At 53.9% G+C, this 17444-nt stretch carries 13 protein-coding genes; 2 read left to right on the top strand and 11 right to left on the bottom strand.

The annotated features are described in order from the left end of the window. Positions 1-63: 63 nt before the first annotated feature. The 10 genes from ACTTKG_RS00195 to ACTTKG_RS00150 form a co-directional block, all read right to left on the bottom strand. Positions 64-804, bottom strand: coding sequence for an SDR family NAD(P)-dependent oxidoreductase (locus tag ACTTKG_RS00195; RefSeq protein ID WP_442672239.1), 741 nt, complete (start codon positions 802-804; stop codon positions 64-66). Continuing rightward, positions 801-2420: an aldolase catalytic domain-containing protein gene (locus tag ACTTKG_RS00190; RefSeq protein ID WP_442672238.1), complete on the bottom strand. Its 1620-nt coding sequence runs from the start codon at positions 2418-2420 to the stop codon at positions 801-803. Before ACTTKG_RS00190 ends, ACTTKG_RS00195 begins: the two co-directional genes overlap by 4 nt. A gap of 78 nt (positions 2421-2498) precedes the next feature. Beyond that, positions 2499-3284, bottom strand: coding sequence for an FkbM family methyltransferase (locus ACTTKG_RS00185; protein ID WP_442672237.1), 786 nt, complete (start codon positions 3282-3284; stop codon positions 2499-2501). Positions 3285-3621: 337 nt separating this feature from the next. Further along, entirely contained in the window at positions 3622-4593 is a 972-nt protein-coding gene (locus ACTTKG_RS00180) for an FkbM family methyltransferase (protein WP_442672236.1), read from the bottom strand. Positions 4594-4635: 42 nt separating this feature from the next. Next, positions 4636-5409 carry a glucose-1-phosphate cytidylyltransferase gene (gene rfbF, locus ACTTKG_RS00175; protein WP_442672235.1) on the bottom strand — a complete coding sequence of 258 codons (774 nt, stop codon included), beginning with the start codon at positions 5407-5409 and terminating at the stop codon, positions 4636-4638. Between the two features lie 53 nt (positions 5410-5462). Beyond that, positions 5463-6278: a glycosyltransferase family 2 protein gene (locus tag ACTTKG_RS00170; RefSeq protein WP_442672234.1), complete on the bottom strand. Its 816-nt coding sequence runs from the start codon at positions 6276-6278 to the stop codon at positions 5463-5465. After that, entirely contained in the window at positions 6268-8433 is a 2166-nt protein-coding gene (locus ACTTKG_RS00165) for a glycosyltransferase (protein ID WP_442672233.1), read from the bottom strand. The genes ACTTKG_RS00170 and ACTTKG_RS00165 overlap by 11 nt, the downstream gene beginning before the upstream one ends. 112 nt (positions 8434-8545) lie before the next feature. Continuing rightward, the gene (locus ACTTKG_RS00160; protein ID WP_442672232.1) at positions 8546-10444 is read right to left on the bottom strand and encodes a glycosyltransferase; all 1899 of its coding nucleotides are present in this window, start codon (positions 10442-10444) and stop codon (positions 8546-8548) included. A gap of 67 nt (positions 10445-10511) precedes the next feature. Next, entirely contained in the window at positions 10512-13481 is a 2970-nt protein-coding gene (locus ACTTKG_RS00155; RefSeq protein WP_442672231.1) for a glycosyltransferase, read from the bottom strand. Positions 13482-13629: 148 nt separating this feature from the next. Beyond that, positions 13630-14976, bottom strand: a complete 1347-nt coding sequence (locus tag ACTTKG_RS00150; RefSeq protein ID WP_442672230.1) for an amino acid permease — start codon at positions 14974-14976, stop codon at positions 13630-13632. A gap of 242 nt (positions 14977-15218) precedes the next feature. Between ACTTKG_RS00150 and ACTTKG_RS00145 the strand changes: the two genes are divergently transcribed. Both ACTTKG_RS00145 and ACTTKG_RS00140 read left to right on the top strand, forming a co-directional pair. Further along, the gene (locus ACTTKG_RS00145; protein WP_442672229.1) at positions 15219-16064 is read left to right on the top strand and encodes an Rpn family recombination-promoting nuclease/putative transposase; all 846 of its coding nucleotides are present in this window, start codon (positions 15219-15221) and stop codon (positions 16062-16064) included. Positions 16065-16121: 57 nt separating this feature from the next. Next, positions 16122-16538: a hypothetical protein gene (locus tag ACTTKG_RS00140; RefSeq protein ID WP_442672228.1), complete on the top strand. Its 417-nt coding sequence runs from the start codon at positions 16122-16124 to the stop codon at positions 16536-16538. A gap of 81 nt (positions 16539-16619) precedes the next feature. Here ACTTKG_RS00140 and ACTTKG_RS00135 read toward each other — a convergent pair whose 3' ends face one another. After that, the gene (locus ACTTKG_RS00135) at positions 16620-17354 is read right to left on the bottom strand and encodes a 3D domain-containing protein (RefSeq protein WP_442672241.1); all 735 of its coding nucleotides are present in this window, start codon (positions 17352-17354) and stop codon (positions 16620-16622) included. Positions 17355-17444 lie beyond the last annotated feature (90 nt).

Raw genomic sequence — 17444 nt, 5'->3', positions numbered from 1 at the left:
GCCTTTTTTGACAAGAAAATCCGCGATATAGTCCGATACCTTGACCTTCATGAAACACCTCCGCTACTTCAGCGACGCGCCGCCGTCAACGGGCAGCACCGCGCCTGTGATGTAAGAAGCCTCATCCGAGACGAGAAAGAGCGCCGCACGCGCCACCTCGAGAGCGTCGGCGACGCGCCCCATCGGTATGCCCGAAAAGCGCGAAAAGTCGCGATTCGTGTAGATCGGCGTGTCCGTGATGCCGGGCGCGAGACAGTTCACGCGCACATCGGGCGCAAAATTCAGCGCACAGAGCTTCGTGAACTGAATCAGCGCCGCCTTCGACGAAGCGTAGAGGTACGTCTTGCTTCCCGCGATATGATAAGGCAGGCCGCCGATCGAAGCCGTGTTCAAAATCACGCCCTTCGATTCCTGCAAGAGCGGCAAAAACGCCGCCGTCATATCCATCGCCGCCTTCGCATTCGTACGAAAGACGCGCTCCCATGCCGCCTCGTCGATCTCATCGATCGCCCGCGTCACGAAAACGCCCGCATTGTTGAAAAGGACGTCGAGCCGTCCGTACTCCGTCTTCACTACTTCGAGAATCTTCGCGATGTCAGCAGCAAGTGTTACATCCGCTGCGATGAAGCGTGCGCGCCCCGCATGCATCTCTTCGATCTCCTGCACGACAGTCGCGCCGCGCGCCTCGTCCCTGCCCACGCAGACGACCTCTGCACCCTCGGCGGCGAAGAGGCGCGCCGACGCGCGACCGATGCCCGACGTCGCGCCCGTGATGAGGGCGATCCTGCCTTCGAGCCGCCTCATCTTTCGCCTTCCTCCGCCTGCCACTCGTAGCGCGTCTTCGTGAGGAAGTCGATGTGAATCTTGCCCGCGATGCTGCGCAGGAAGCCGCCGATGTACTTGTTCAGATATTCGGCGCGGCTGCCGTCGACGCGGTACTCCTTGTTCTCGTCGAAGTAGTTGCGGCTTCGCTTCGAGTAGCCGTCGAAGCCCGCGAGCGTCACGGCGGGCACCTCCATGCGCAGGATCGCCTTCAAGATCATGACGAGCGCGTTGTCGATGATCTCCGCGTCCCGGTCGATGAGTGAGCTGTAGTTGAGCACATAGGGGAAGCTGCCGTCCGACTTCGTCATGTTGGACGTCGCGACGATCGGCTTATCGCGGTTGACGTTGTGCTGCAGGTCGCTGAAAAGCTGCATGTAGCGCTTCGACTTCGCCATGAAGATGGCATCGACCTCGATCGTCGGCGGCGCATAGTTCACGGCGATGACGCGCGGCTTCTTCTCCTCGATAAACCGCTTCACCGTCGCACGTTCCTTCGTCATGCTGCGCGCAGGGCCAAGGAGCAGAAGCGGACGCCGCCCTAGCTTCTCTTTCAGGATGCGAAGAGTCTCCCGATCGTCGCACTCAATGCTCTGATACTCGCGATAGAGCCTTTCGATGTACGCCTCGTCGTAGAGCAGACTCTTCGCTGGCTCAAGGGTTTTCAAAATATCGCGGATCTGCTTGACCGACAGCGTGCGCTTGTTCATGAGGCGGCTTACGTAGTTCGGATGACAGTGCATCGAGGACGCGATGTAGTAGAAGAGATTGTAGCCCCAATACTGCCTCTGATAGATCTCCATGATGACGTTGTCGATGGCTTCAAGCGCCTGCGTCACATGGTAGCCTGCACCCTGCTTGTCGTTGCGGAACATCAGCAGAAGCTCCAGCGGCGCGTTGCCCGCGCTCTTTCCCATGCCGTAGAGCGTGCCGTCCGCCAAGAGACCGCGCTCCGAATCGAGCGAGAGAAAGTGCTTCGCATTCGCATAGCCGAGCTGGAAATTGTTGTGCGCGTGATAGCCGACAAGAATCTGCGGGTCGAGATTTGCGTCCAGGATGCCGTATATATGGCACAAATGCTCCTCGTCGAGCAGTCCGTAAGTATCGACCATCGACGTCGCATAGGGCATGACCTCGTTGACAAGCTTCGCATACTCGGCGAGCTTCTCATCCGTATACGTCGTGACGGAAACCATCTGGGCAAAGACTTTGTAGCCGAGCTTCTTGACCTCGGCGCAAAAAGCCAGAGCTTCCTTCATCTTCGCTTCCTTAAAAATCACGCGAATGCCGTCGAGGAACGTCTCTTCACACGGCTCTAAACGCTCGATGCCGCAGGCGCCGTAGTCGATCATGCCGAGAACAAGCGAGCTTCCTTTATCCACCCCTTCAAACATCCGATTGACAGAAGCCGTATCGGGCAGGACGGTACGTCCGCGATCAAAGGTGCTCTTTTCATCGAGAAAACCCACCTCGATAAACTCCACGCCCGAACTTACGAGCCGATTAAAAATTTCCACGATCTGATCGTAACCAAATTCCCAATTGTTTACATAGCCACCGTCACGCAGCGTACAGTCAAGCAGCAGCCGTTCTCCCAAGGCAAATCCCTCCCGTCGTTGAAAAACCCTTGCACGAATGATACCCGTCGACCGATCTTGCAAACGACATGCACTTAATCAACGGGGCACGATATGGCATATCGTATGCATACCCCCACGCAGATAAAAATCATAATCCGCACGAATAGACTTTATGGTTTCAGGTATTTCTATATAATCATTCCACTTATGGTAGGTGCAAATCGCCATATACGGATGATGCTTCTCAATCAAATGAGCTGCACCTTGCAGCGCAGGAACTTCAAAACCTTCGATATCCATCTTAATGTAAAGATGTCCTTCTACTTCGCCTACACAGTCATCCAGTCTGCAAAGGTCGATCTCCGTCACACCCTTCGAATCAATGAAGCTCATCGTCTTGTTTTCCGTGAATCGCGCCCTGCCCCGTCGATCAGAAACGCCGCAGCAAAAAGACTCCGTCTGCGCCAGCAGACCCAAGTGCCTTAAATTCTGCTGCAGGGAGCGATAATTCTCGGAACTCGGCTCAAAAGCATATACCCTCCTCAGCCGCTCGCCAACACTCTGCCAAAAAGCAGCAATCGTATCTCCATCATAAGCGCCGCAATCCACAAACGTCACATCGCCTTGATGCGAAACGAGCGCACCATCTACGAAATAACGCTCATACGGAAGATAATCCCACAAATCCTGCAAACGAATCGGCGCAAAGTCCATGCGCCGCTGACGAACAAGCTCCTCGATATAAGCCAAATTGCAAGGATCGCAGCTATCATAGATTTGCAGCAGCTTTTCTCGATTCGCCTCAGCCCAGTCCCTTGGATCTTCTCCCGCATCAAAGAAAAACGGATATCGCCAATAAGGATAGACAAAGATCTCATTCATCCAACCTTGTTGGCGAATATACTTTGCAATTCCCTCAATATCAAAACTCGTGATAACGACCTTTGCTTCGGGATGCTTTGCAAGAAAAGAAGGAGCATATATCTTCTGATCTACATCCCATTTTTTCGGATCGCGATCAACGCAGCCAATATACCCCCCCCGGTATTAGCAATAAAATCCCTAACCTGTCGATTTTTCTCCGGCACATCAGCATATAGAATATACTCTTCCATACCATTCACCTCAAAACATCAAATGATTCATCGGTCAAACGCCACCGCTTCCAAACGGGAAATCTTTCCCGCATCCTACGCTGACAAGCGAAAGCGCATTTTCATCACACGCTTCCATCGGCATATTTATCCAGAAGTTCCCGATGCTTCTCGCCATGCAGGAAGAAGAAATTCGTCTCCTGCGTCGTCTCGTCCATCTTTGCAAAAGGAAACAGCTTCTCTCCTTCTGACGTATAGCACGCATAGCCCCAGCCCTTGAACATCTCGATAATATCGTTCGGATGGTAGTCGAATCGCGCCGCGTGCTTTCTAAGCATCTCCGTATAGACGACGGGGCGCAGCTCGCTGAACACATGTGCGCCGCCAGCGAAGACCATCTTCTCGGCGCCCTCCGTGTCGCACTTGATGAAATCGATGCGCGTGATGCCGTTCGCCTTAACGAAGCGGTCGAGCGTATCGACGGGGCAGATGACCTCGTCCAAGCGATCCCTGCGCTCGCCCTGCCCCTGATCGCCTTCCTTGAAGTAGTATGTATCGGTGACGGGACGCAAAGACGCCGCCTCGTTCGCCGCAGGCACAAAGAACTTGAGGTCGCCGCTCTCGCTGTAGAAGCCCATGTGATGCGCCTTGATCTGCTCCTCGCACGCATTCAGACGAAGATTCTTCTCCAAGCCGCAGAAGGTGTCCGCCACCGGCTCAAAGGCATAGATCGTCGCATCCTCATGCGCCTTCGCCAGCCCCAGGCTCACGCGCCCGACGTTCGCACCGATGTCGAAGATCACGGCATTTGTCGGGATGAAGCGGCTCATAAAGTCGATCTCCTCGCCCTCCGTGCCGATGAGAATCGTCTCCGCACGGCAGATATTCTGCGTCATGTCGAAGAAGAGCGCAATATCCTGCGTCTTGAGCACGATGCCGTCCTCGCGGATCTCGACGCTCCTGCAATAGGGATTTTTCTTGACGATCTGCTGCACCTCCAAGAGAGGCACAAGCCGCTCGCGCGCCAGCTCCCAATAAAGACGCTTCGGCGCCTTCCCCTCTTGGTACAAATCATAGAGCTTTTCCAGTTTCATCATATTCCTCTTTCTCTGCAAACTGTGCGGAGCGCACGTCACTCTTCACCAAAGCTTCCATGGCGCCTTGTCATTCTGCCAAAGGCGCTCAAGCAAAAGTTTCTCGCGCAGCGTATCCATGCACTGCCAGAAGCCGCTGTGCAGATAGCACTTGAGTTCGCTTCTCTTCGCCAGCTCTTCCAGCGGCTTCTGCTCAAACACGGTCGAATCGCCGTCGATGAAGTCAAAGACCGATGGCTCAAGCACCATGTAGCCCGCATTGATCGGTGCGCTGTCCTCCATCGACTTCTCGCGAAACGCATGCACGGAGTTGTCGTAGCCAATGTCGAGGATGCCCTTCTGCTGCTTCTGCATGATCGCCGTCAGGGTGGCCGCCTTGCCGTGCGACTTATGGAAGCGCACGAGCTCACCGATGTCGACGTCCGCCACACCGTCGCCGTAGGTCATCATGAAAGTCTCGTCATCCACATACTTGCGGATGCGCCGGATGCGCCCGCCTGTCAGAGTGTCAAGCCCCGTATCGACGATCGTGACCTTCCACGGCTCCGTGTGCTGGTTGTGCACAATCATACGGTTTTCCTGCGTAAAGTCAAACGTGATATCCGAGGTGTGCAGGAAGTAATCGGCAAACCACTCCTTTATCATATGCTGCTTATAACCCGCGCATATAACAAATTCATTGAACCCGAAATGACTGTATCCCTTCATGATATGCCAGAGAATCGGCATACCGCCGATCTCCACCATCGGCTTGGGTCGTCTTTCCGACTCTTCCGTGATGCGCGTGCCGAAGCCACCCGCCAAAAGAACTGTCTTCAAGATTTCATCTCCTTTGTCTTTATGGATTCGGGGAAACGCCTGCCCCTACCCCATCACCGGCTCGCATCCTGCAAATAGCGGCGAAGCTCTTCCGGTTCCATCGCCTTATACATTTCCGGCACGCGCCACTTCTCCTGAAACAACGCCTGATTGCGCTCGACCAGGGCTTCCGCGCGCTTGAGCTTTTCCAGCATCTCCTGCTCCGTGCCCCCCTTCAGGAAGCTCCCGTGCCCGAAATGATGGATGAAGGTGTCCTGGCAGATCAGGAGATCGTATCCCGCCTGCAGGATGCGCAGGGAGTAGTCGTCATCCTCGAAGTTGCCGGGGCTGAACCTCTCATCGAGGAAGCCTACCTTCTCGAACACCTCTCGCTTGAACAGATAGCAGAAGCCCACGAGCGTCGTCCTCTTTCGCCAAAGGGCGGGATTCGGCACGTTGTGGCGTGCTGCAAATGCCTGCATATCTTCCAAGCGCTCGTAGGGCACCTCGATCTGCTGGCTGTTGGAGCAGTAATTCGTGACACAGCTCACGGCGCCGACCCTGGCGCTGCTGTAAAGCGCAAGGCGAAGATTCTTCAGCCAGTCCTTCGTGACGACGGTATCGCTGTTCAAAAGCAGCAGATCTCTGCCCGTCGCTGCCGTGAGTCCCTGATTGCAGCCCCCGGGGAAGCCCCTGTTTTCCTCGTTGTAAATGCAGCGGAGATCCATCTGCTCCCTGAGCCACTCGGCAGAGCCGTCCTTCGAGGCATTCTCTACAACGATGATCTCATACGTTCCCACCTCGGTATATTCGCGTATACTGTTGACGCAGAGCTGCAAAAGCTCCAGCGTGTTATAGCTCAGGATGATGATGCTCGTCTTATGACGCATGACTTCCCCTTCCCGACGGATTCCCGCCCAAGATTTCCTTGAGTTTTGCAAGGATTTCCGGGTAGAACGCCTCGTCTCTATAATATCTCTCTACGATGTCGAACAGCTTTTCCAAAGACAGCGTGGAATATCCCGCTTTGATCTTCCAACACCACGGATAGATGACACGCTCCATGACCGTCTTTTTCTCCAGAGTCATCTGCTCGGGGGACGGATCTGCTGTCTCCTGCAGGATATGCAGATAATTCTGTATGAAAACCTCTGCAACATCGAATCCCGTCGTAAAATGATCTCCAGTTTCCGCCGTGAATACATCCTCTTCGAGAATGGCGAATTCCGGCTTCTGCTTCAAGATCTCCATCTGCAGATACACCTGCGGCAGGCGCGTTGCATCATATTTGTGCGGCTCTTCGATGGCATCGTACAATTCGCGCCGCATGGCGATAGTGCTCAGCCATGTGATGCCGCAGCGAAGGAGCGCTAGGTAGTTCAGGCAGCCGCTCCCCGTATAGACCTTCTTGACCGAAGGATCGTCCGACCATACGCGGTAGAAGAGCGCATAGCCGCGATACTGATACATGAGATCTATCAACGAATACAGCGTGCCATCCACCAGGTAATCGTCGTCCCCCGCCACGATGACATATTCTCCCCGGCTCTCGCGCATGGCGACATGAACATTCCCCTCCGCGCCGATATTCTGCTCATTGCAATGATAGCGCAGATTCCGGTATCTCTTCTGCAACCCCTCCACTAAACTCCGCGTATCATCTGTAGAAGCATTGTCCGAGACGAGCACCTCGACCAGAGCATCATTGCCCGCCTGCTGCAGGACGCTCTCTAGCGATTTGGCGAGGAAGCGACTGCGATTATACGTGATGATGGCGTACGTCAGCATCGGCGGCGTCTTTTCCCGTTCAGCCAAAAGAGCCGCCAGATCCTCAACACAATTTACCGGAAGCCAACGTCCTTCTTTCGAAGAAAATGCCTGCACGACGTGCGCGGGATTCCCTTCCGCCACGCAGTAATCGGGGATGTCGATCCGAACGACGGAACCCGCCCGCACGATGCAGCCGCGTCCGATCTGCACGGCACCTCGAACGACGACATTCTCCTCCAGACGCGTCCCATAGCCGATGCGTATGCCGCGCACCTCCGAGACGCTGCTGCGGCTGCGCACGGCAAGGCCGACAGCCCCGCCTCGCTGCACGAAATCCACGAGATGCACATTCGGTGCCAGCGTCACAAAGTTTTCGAGCACGATGCCGGAAGCCGCCGTCAACGTGCTGTACGCATCCACCGCACATGCATCTCCGATGACGATGCGTGGGACACCTGCAAACTCCGCCTGCGCCACGCGGCACAGCGCCTTCTCGTGAATTTTCGTGTGCGCACCGATGGAGATCGCCTCCGGCAGGCAAAAGTTCTGCCAGCCTTCGACGGCAGAATCCTCGCCGCACGCGTAGAGCATCTGCCTGTCAGGCGACACATCATCCGTCAAATAAGCATGATGCACGGCAAAGAACCTCTTGCGATCCCCCTCGTCAGCATCGAAGGAAATGTGTCGCCCCCGGTAAGCGCACCACGGCTTCTCTACGGTCGGCACAACGATGCGCTTCTCCTGCTGCTCAAAGCGCCTGCTATATGCGAGCACGGCATAATATTGATTCTTGTAAGCCTCATCCCACGAAAAGTCGCCCTGCGTCGCAAAAAATGAAGGCGCAAGGAAGCGAACATCCTGACATTCCCCAACCGCACCACTGCCGAACCAAGCTTCCTGAAGTCCCTTCTCTGACGGAACATACACGGCGCCGCATACATACGGCGATTCCATGAGATTTCCGCTCACAGGAAGCGACCGGCTGCCGAGGAAGCCGACCATGCCGATGCTTCCGTCTTGAAAGATCGTCAGGATTTCTTCGACCGCCTGTGGAAACACAAGACGCAGATCGTCGTCGATATAAATCTTGACCCTGGCGTCTGTTTCCTTCAAGACAGCATTCACCTGTTTTGCATACGGTTCTCCCGCAGAGAGCGTGAAGACCTCTGCCACATGATCTTGCGGCCATTTCATTTTCTGCAGGGCGGCTATGCATTGCGCGTACTTTGCCGGATGACTTTTGCGCACAAGGACGGCAATCTTCTTTCCATTCATGGAAGAAATCCTTTCTCATACATCACGTCAGGGATGATCTGCGGAGACATCGCCAAGGCTTCCGCTATTTCCAACTTCTCTGTCACAGAAGCGCAGGCGATTCCCCCATCCGCTAATCTTCACGGTCGGACGATTTCAACACCCGGTCTTTCAAGATGGAAACGACCTGTGCATAGTACGGTTCGTTCCCATAATAATCGCGCACGATTTCGAAGATTCCTGCCAACGAGAGGTCGAGTCTTTCCTTCTTGATTTTCTCACACCAAGGAAAAATCATCTGCTCCATCAGCCGCTTCTTCTCCCTCGTCATCTGCTCAGGCGGAATATCGACACATGCCGTCAGGATGTCGAGGTAGTTCTTGATGAATACCTCGGCGAAGTTGTAGCCGGCAGGTTCGTGGTTTCCCGTCCCTTCAGCAAAAAAATGCCCCTCGATGATCGTGAACTCTGCCTTCTGTTTGAGCATCTCCAACTGGAGGTACACCTGCGGCATACGCGTATCATCATACTTCTGCGGTTCTTCTATGCCAAGATAAAGGTCTCGCCGCATGACGACAGCAGTCAGCCACGTCATGGCGTAATTGAGCCTGGCGATGTATCCCAAAGCGCCCGCACCACGGTGCACATGCATCGGCGTCGGATTCTGCGCCATATAGAAAAGTGCATCCCCGCGATTCTTTCTGATCGTATCGAGCAGGACATGCAACGCGCCGTCACAGAAATAATCGTCATCGCCCGCGATGAGAACATATTCGCCGCGACTCGCCTGCATAGCTCGATGGATGTTTCCTTCCACACCGACATTCTTCTCGTTGCAGTGATAGCGAAGCTCCTTGTACATCTTCTGCATCTCTTGAACGAATGCTCGTGTGTCATCGGTCGAAGCGTTGTCCGAGACGAGAACTTCGACTTGCGCAAGATTCCCGACCTGAGCCAGTACGCGCGGCAGTGATTCTGCAAGATACTGTCTGCGGTTGTAGGTGATGAAAGCAATCGTCAACAGTTTTCTAGGATGGAAGACCATCTCCTGCTCGTCCATACCGTAGGCGATCCGAATCCCCGCATCGCCTGCATGATCGACGGCCTCAGAAGAGATCCCTGCCTTCGTCGTGATGAGACAATCTACCTGCCGCAGCACCGGGACAGAAAGTCTCTCTTCCAACGAATGTGTCAGAACGAGCGGCGCCTCATCTCCCGCCGCTTCCAACGTCTCCTGCATGTACGATAGCGCAGCCGTTGTCTCCTGTCCTTCCCGTACGCCGAACAGCAAGGCTGTCTTATCCTCATAACGATAGGCCTTCAAATAATTCTCAAACACCCTTTGCCAGACCCGCTCCGGCATATCAACGTCAGCGATGCAATAGTAAATCGCATATCCTTGTGCCTGCAGTTCCTTCAGCGAGGCCGTCAATTCCGCATCTCGGGTCTCCTCTTGCACACCCTCGGTAAACTTATCGACAAAGCGGCGCACATCCTTTAGTTCCGACAGCAAGGACAAGATTTTTTCATCGGGCCAGTTCCACCACTTGATCTTCTGCAGCTTGTCGATGATTTCCTGCGGAAATCGATACTTGATGACGCGCGCCGGATTCCCCACGACGACGGCGTAGGGCGGCACATCCTTCGCCACGACAGCCCCCGCTCCAATGACGGCACCGTTGCCGATACGCACGCCGCCCATCAGCATCACATCGCAGCCAATCCAAACATCGTTGCCGATGACGATCTGATTGCGATTGACCCCCTTGGCATGATTCAAAGTGTCCTCATCGATTTGCAGCACATCTTCAAAAGGATACGTCGTGACACAATGGTAGTCATGATTAAGTCCCATCTCGAAAACAAGCCGATGTCCCAAAGCGCAATATCTACCGATCAGAACGTGGCAGTCACGATTTCCATATTCCATGCTGCCATCCACCAGGTACGAACGCCTTCCCAATGTAGCAAGCCTTTTCGTCTTCTCCTCATCCTCGAAGATATTTTGCTCCACAAGAGCAAACGCTGTCATACTGAGTCTCTTTATCAATTTTGTTCACCGCATCTTTCTTTTCTGCGTCCGCTTGACCTCCTAGATCTCACACTCCCTGCAAGATCTCCTTCATCTTCGCTACGACTTCTTCGTAGTACGGCTCCTCACCGTAATAGTCGCGCACGATGTCAAAGATTCCGTCCAGCGATAAATCATGCTGATATCGCACGATCCTCTCCAAACAATCGTAAACCAGCTCGTCCATCAGGCGCTTCTTTTCGTCGGACAGCAAATACGCTGGAATTTCAGGAATTTCCTGCAAAATATCGAGGTAGTTCTTGACAAAAACTTCAGCGAAATTGAAGCCCGAAGGTATGCACTCGCCCGTTCCCTCCGCCAGAAACATGCCATAGAGGATGACGAACTTCGGATTCTTCTTCAGCATCTCCATCTGCAGATATACCTGCGGCAAGCGCGTAGCATCATACCTTTGCGGCTCGTCAATGAGCGAATACAGCTCGCGCCGAAAAGCAATGCCGCCGATCCACGTCATGTGATAGCCGACATAGGCAATATACGGGACGATTCCCGCATCCTCATACACGCGGCGCGGCACATCTTCCCTGCGCAGATGGAAAATCGCCGCTCCCCGATATTTCCGAATATGATCCAAGATGACACGAAGCGCACCATTGAGAAGATAGTCGTCATCTCCCGCGACGATGACGTACTCGCCGCGGCTTCTCTCAATCGCCTTATGGATGTTGCCCTCCGCGCCGACATTCTTCTCATTGCAGTGATAGCGCAGGTTCTTGTACCGCTTTTGCTGTTCCTCTACGAGAGCCCGCGTCTCGTCCGTCGAGGCATTATCGGAGACGAGAACTTCGACGAGCGGATCGTCCGCCGCCTGCTGCAGCACGCTCCTGAGAGACTTTCTCAAATATTGGCTGCGGTTGTATGTGATGAAGGCATAGGTCAGAAGCGGCCCCGTCTTTTCGCGCTCAGCCAAGACTTCCGCAAGCGCCGCCGCGTCGGGCGTTGCAAGCCACTTCCCCTCGCGCGAGGAAAAGGCCTTGACGACGTGTGCGGGATTGCCCTCGGCGATGCAGTAGGCGGGGATGTCGATCTTCACCACGCTTCCCGCGCGGACGCGTGCGCCGCAGCCGATCTGCACAGCGCCCTCGATGACGACATTCGCTCCGATCTCTGCCGCACAGCCGATATGGACGCCGCGCCCATGCCCAAGGAGCATGCGGTCTTGCACGGCGAGTCCGAGATCCTCCTCCACATAGCCATAGTCCCTGATATGAACATTCGCACCCACGGTCACGAGATTTTCCAGCACAATGCGATTGTATGCCGTAAGCGTAGAACATGCGTCTATCGTGCAGTCGTCGCCGACAAAGATGCACGGCTCGCCCACGAAATTATCTGCCAGCAGCCGGCACAACACCGTCTCATGAAACTTCGTCCGAGCGCCGACGGCGATTCCCTCGGGATGAGAAAAGCTCTGCCAGCCTTCGACAGCAGCCTCCTTGCCGCACGCATAAAGAGCAAGCTGATCCTTGGCAAAGACCGCCTCCCCCGCATAGGGATGATAGGCTGCAAAGTAGCGCCGGCGATCTTTCTCGTCCGCCTCAAAGGATATGTTCTCGCGCTGATAGGCGCACCAGATTTCATGCGGCAGCGGGACAACAAGCCTCTTGCTGCGCTCCTCCATCGCGCGACAATGCGCGAGAACGGCATAATACTGCCCCTCATAACTCTCGTCCCATGCAAGATCGAACTGCGTCGCGAAAAAGGACGGGCAGAGAAAGCGCACGTCCTCCACAAATTTCTCGGCGGCAGCGCTGCCAAAGCGGATCTCCTCCAAATCCCCCTTCATCGGCATATAGACGCCACCCCTAAGATCGGGAGCATCCAAAAGATTGCCGTTCATCGGAAGCGAGCGGCTGCCGAGAACCCCCGCCATGCCGACAGTCTCATCCTGAAAAACTCGCAACATCTGCTCAATCGCCAAAGGCGAGGTCAGGCAGACGTCATCACTCATAAAGATTTTGATCTTCGCCGTTGTGCGGGCAAGGACTTCATTCACCTGCGCCGCATAAGATCGCTCTATCGACAGCGGGAAAATCTCCAAAGCGTAGCCTGCGGGGATATTTGCCGCATAGAGAGATTTCAGGCAGAGCGCATAGCGCTCCTCATTTGTCCTGCGCACAAGAACGGCGATCGTCTGCGCCGCCGAAGCGGCTGAGACATCTTCCGGCGCTTGCCGCCGCAGATAAGGAAGCAGCTCTTCCGGCGCCATTTTCCAATAATCCTCAGGCGCCTGCCACTTTTCAAAAAATATTTTGTGATTTCTCATCAAAGCCGCATTATAGCGCTCTTTCATTTCTGCTGCATTTCGTACAGCGAGCTTCTTTTCAAAGGATGCTCCGCCGTAATGATGAATAAAGGTGTCTCGGCAGAGAAGCAGATCATAGCCCGCCTGCAGGATGCGCAGCGAGTAGTCGTCATCCTCATAGTTGCCGGGATTGAAGCGGACATCGAGGAAGCCCACGCGCTCAAACACCTCTCGCTTGAACAGAAAGCAAAAGCCCACGAGCTTCGTCCGCTTCTCCCAAAGGGCTGGATTCGAGCGGTTGTAATCTGCCGCAAAGGCGAGCATCGCTTCGATGCTTTCATAAGATACATCGATGCGCTGATTATTCGAGCAATGGTTCGTCACACAGCTCACAGCGCCGACCTTCGGGCTGCTGTAAAGGGCGAAGCGCAGATTCTTCAGCCAATCCTTCGTGACGACGGTATCGCTGTTGAGGAGCAAAAGCTCCGTCCCTGCCGCGATTTCCAGACCTTGATTGCAGCCTCCGGGAAAGCCTTGATTCTCTTCGTTGTAAATACAGGTAAGCCCCGTCTGCGCCTTCAGCCACTCGATCGAGCCGTCCTTCGATGCGTTCTCGACGACGATGATCTCATACGTCCCCGCCTCCGTAAACTCGCGTATACTCGCGATGCAGAGCTGCAAAAGCTCCAACGTATTATAGCTCAAGATGATGATGCTCGTCTTATGGCACATGCGCTTCTCTCCCATCATTTTTGAAAAACGATTCCCCGATCATCCAAATACTGAGCATCTTGAACAATGGCGCTTCACCTCATCTTCTCCAACTCTTCAGCATTTTCTTTTAATCATATCATAAAGGCATAATAAAAACCAATTTTTTCTATCTATCGCCGCGCTTTCTCCTGCGATAGCCGAGCCACAGCACAAAGAGCCAGACGGGCAGAACGAAGGCGGCGAACTGCATGTCAGGAATCTGCGTCATCAAGAAGTACATCATGACGAGGAACGCAAGGCAGATATAATTGACAACGGGAAAAAGCGGCGCACGAAATTTCGCACGGCGGCCTTCCCGCGCATAAAGACAGCGGAATTTCCAATGTGTAATGACGATCGTACCCCAGCTGATGATGACGGACGCCATAGCGATGGAGAGAAAGAGCATGAACACCCGCCCGGGGAACAAGTAATTCAAAAGTACGGCGAGAAGCGTCACACCCGAGGAGATCAATATGCCGACGACAGGTACGCCTTGACGCGAGAGACGCATGAGAGCCTTCGGCGCATCGCCGCCCGCAGCCAGTCCGTAGAGCATACGCGAGTTGCTGTAGATCGCCGAGTTGTAGACGGAGACGGCGGCGGTCAATACGACGAAGTTCAAGATGTGCGCGGCGGCGGGAATACCGACATTCGAGAAGATCTGCACGAAAGGGCTTGCCTCCATGCCGACCTCATCCCAGCGCCAAAGCGCCATAAGCACCGCCATAGCGCCGACGTAGAAGATCAAAATGCGCCAGATCACCTGATTGATGGCGCACGGAATCGAGCGGTCGGGATCGGCGGCTTCCCCCGCCGTGATACCGATCAGCTCAATGCCGCCGAAAGAAAACATGACGACGGTGATCGAAAGCATCATGCCCCATACGCCGTTCGGGAAGAAGCCGCCGTGCATCCAAAGATTGGAGAAGTTCATCGGAAACGGCGCCGGTTGGGAAAAGATGAGATACAGCCCCAGAATAATCATCAGCACAATGGCGGCGACCTTGACGATCGCAAACCAAAATTCCATCTCACCGTACGCCCTGACGGCGGCGAGATTCAGCGACGTGATGACGACGAGCGTGACGAGCGCCGAGAGCCACTGCGGCAGATCGGGCAGCCAATAATTCATGTAAATCCCAATGACAGAAAGCTCCGCCATGCTGACGATAACATAGTTGAACCAATAATTCCAGCCCGAAAAAAAGCCCGGAAACGCCCCCCAATACTTCGCGGCATAATGACTGAACGAGCCGGACACAGGCTCTTCGACCGCCATCTCGCCGAGCATACGCATGATAAGGAAAATGACGACACCGCCCGTCAGATAGGCGAGCATGACGGCAGGCCCCGCGAGCTTGATCGTCGATGCCGAGCCATAGAACAGCCCCGTGCCGATGGCGCCGCCGAGTGCGATCATTTGCAGATGACGGTTCTTCAAGCCGCGCTGCATTTCTTTTCGACCTTGCATGATATCACCTCAAAAACTACACGCACAAACGTCCCCTTCGTGGTCAAAAGTGCGCCGACCTTACGGAAAGTTACCCAATCAGCCTGCGCCTTCGGCTTGACTTCTCGGACTTTCATAATAAAATTGCTCCTTTCATTATAGACGGTGTATCCTGCTCTGTAAATAAAAACGAAAAACCGCCTTGCAAGAAGGCGTAAAACCCCGTAGAATATAGAAAAGAAGCGATTTGAGAGGTGACGCGGATGTATCGCATAAAACCGTGGGAAGAATTGACGATTCAAGACGATTATATGTTCAAACTCATCATGAGCATCAAACCGATATGTCTGAACCTGCTCCAAGGAATTCTTCGCGTAGAAATCAAAGATATCCGCTATCTCGAAACGGAAAAATCCATGAACGCTCGCTATCAGGGCAAAGGCATCCGCTTGGACGTCTATGTACGCGATGATGCAGAGACGGTTTACAACATCGAAATGCAGGTTCGTATGCTCGAAGGAATGAACCTTTGCAAACGCACGCGCTACTACCAGTCGATGATCGACGCCGACCTACTGGCAGAGGGCGCAGACTATGACGACTTGAATAAAACAATCATCATCTTCATCTGTTCCTTTGATCCTTTTGGTAAGAATCGGCACATCTACACCTTCCGCAATCTCTGCCTAGAGGAGCGATCCATCGAGCTTTGCGACGACGCGACAAAAATCTTTTTGAACACCAAAGGCACGTTGAACGATGTGGATGAAAGCGTCAAAGCGTTCCTCGACTATGTAAACGGGTACGCATGCGACGATCCGCTCGTACAGGAAATCGACGAGGCGATTCAGAGAATCAAGCGAGAAAATGAAAAGAGGGTGAGCTATATGACTTTCGCGATGAAAATGATGGAAGAAAGAAAGGCTGGCTTCAAGGAAGGAAAAGCCGAAGGAAAACTCGAAGGAAAACTCGAAGGAAAACTCGAGGGAGTAGCATCCTCCATCCGCAGCATGATGGAAAACTTGGGGATTTCGCTGGAAAAAGCGATGGATGTACTGCAAATTCCAGCAAACGAACGTACGAAATATGCCGCGCTCGTCAGAAATTGAACGCATATAAAGACGGCAGAGGGCGCCGTGATTTCTAAAACGGAAAGAGGGGCAGCTATGGCAGAAGAAATCCACCACGAAAATATCGACTACACGCTCTTTGAAAACATCAAAATGAAGATGCTCGGCATGATTAACGGCGCGGACAACCCTTACGACATCATCTACGAGATCGCTAAGGAGCTTGAGGCCGTCACACACGAAGATGGCTATGCATACGAGGTGCGACAGGGGCTGCGCACCGTCTATGGACTTGCCATGCACGACAAAAAACTCCTCGCCGACGAGCTTACCGACGTAGAAGAACGGCTCAAGCGCATTGAGGAATCACATGAAAAGGGCGACTTCACGGAAGAGGAACGGACACGCATCGAGTTCGCCATCGTTCTGCATAAGAAAAACATCGAACGGCTCAAAGGGCTGATCCAACATGCTGAAGCCTTCCGCGAAGACCCGTATATCGAAAAGCTCTGACACGTACAGACGCTTGCGATAGCCCCATAGACAACGAAAAGAGGACGGTCGTTTTCGCAACCGTCCTCTTTTTCTATGTCGTTATTCCAACACATACACCTTGACCCAACGGCGGCCGAATTCCATCGCCTCACCGTAGGACTCCATACACAGGTCGATGCGCTCGCCATAAATAGCTCCGCCCGTATCCCCTGCGATGGCCATACCGTAACCTGGGATGTAAAGGCGCGTTCCCAAAGGAATCACGTCCGTATCCACGGCTACAACACCTCGCTCTGCGAGCATACCGGAAGCTGTGATGCCGTTGCCGCCGCCATCGGTCGGCAGGTACGCCGTCGCTTCCATATCGTACTCACGCACATAGCGCATAGCGCCGCGCGATGTTTCTACAGACTGGGCACGTCTTGCTGCTTCTTCTCTCTCTTGTTCTGCGACCAAATCGTGTATCTTAATGCTGAGATTCTTTTCAAGTTTTGTTGCCCCGTCAAGCTCCGCCGAAAAACGGTCGCCAACGTATCCGTAGTCTTTGAGCACTTCGCCCACATTGCTGCGAGTCGTATAAACCTTCTGCCTGTCGCCCTCAAACTCGATGACGACCGGCACGGCACGCTGCACGATAATTTTCTCTTCTTTGTCCGATTTCTTTAACTGAAACTCATCCTTGTGCCTAATCTCAACGCCTGCCTGATGCAAGATCAGCTCCGGGCTTGAGTATCTGGTGCTTACCTCCAAGGTCTTTCCGTCAACGTCAATGAGGACACTCCTCATTGCATCCGTAAAGCCTGTCGTGAATACGACTCCGAGAATCAGCACCATGCAAAGTGCTAGTTTCCGTAAAGTCATTCAATCCCCCCTTAGAAAATTAACGACACGCTTATTCTAGCACCTTTTTCCCGCTTTGTCAAT

It is taken from the genome of Selenomonas sp. (assembly GCF_052169755.1).
Lineage (GTDB): Bacteria > Bacillota > Negativicutes > Selenomonadales > Selenomonadaceae > Selenomonas.
Note: the sequence above shows the minus strand (reverse complement) of the source record. Positions and strands in the feature narration are given on the sequence as shown.

What these genes read in the sequence shown, in the direction of transcription:
- ACTTKG_RS00195 (WP_442672239.1), bottom strand. Translation starts at nt 804, where the DNA reads ATGAGGCGGCTCGAAGGCAGGATCGCCCTCATCACGGGCGCGACGTCG.
- ACTTKG_RS00185 (WP_442672237.1), bottom strand. Translation starts at nt 3,284, where the DNA reads ATGAATGAGATCTTTGTCTATCCTTATTGGCGATATCCGTTTTTCTTT.
- ACTTKG_RS00180 (WP_442672236.1), bottom strand. Translation starts at nt 4,593, where the DNA reads ATGATGAAACTGGAAAAGCTCTATGATTTGTACCAAGAGGGGAAGGCG.
- ACTTKG_RS00170 (WP_442672234.1), bottom strand. Translation starts at nt 6,278, where the DNA reads ATGCGTCATAAGACGAGCATCATCATCCTGAGCTATAACACGCTGGAG.
- ACTTKG_RS00165 (WP_442672233.1), bottom strand. Translation starts at nt 8,433, where the DNA reads ATGAATGGAAAGAAGATTGCCGTCCTTGTGCGCAAAAGTCATCCGGCA.
- ACTTKG_RS00160 (WP_442672232.1), bottom strand. Translation starts at nt 10,444, where the DNA reads ATGACAGCGTTTGCTCTTGTGGAGCAAAATATCTTCGAGGATGAGGAG.
- ACTTKG_RS00155 (WP_442672231.1), bottom strand. Translation starts at nt 13,481, where the DNA reads ATGTGCCATAAGACGAGCATCATCATCTTGAGCTATAATACGTTGGAG.
- ACTTKG_RS00150 (WP_442672230.1), bottom strand. Translation starts at nt 14,976, where the DNA reads ATGCAAGGTCGAAAAGAAATGCAGCGCGGCTTGAAGAACCGTCATCTG.
- ACTTKG_RS00145 (WP_442672229.1), top strand. Translation starts at nt 15,219, where the DNA reads ATGTATCGCATAAAACCGTGGGAAGAATTGACGATTCAAGACGATTAT.
- ACTTKG_RS00140 (WP_442672228.1), top strand. Translation starts at nt 16,122, where the DNA reads ATGGCAGAAGAAATCCACCACGAAAATATCGACTACACGCTCTTTGAA.
- ACTTKG_RS00135 (WP_442672241.1), bottom strand. Translation starts at nt 17,354, where the DNA reads ATGGTGCTGATTCTCGGAGTCGTATTCACGACAGGCTTTACGGATGCA.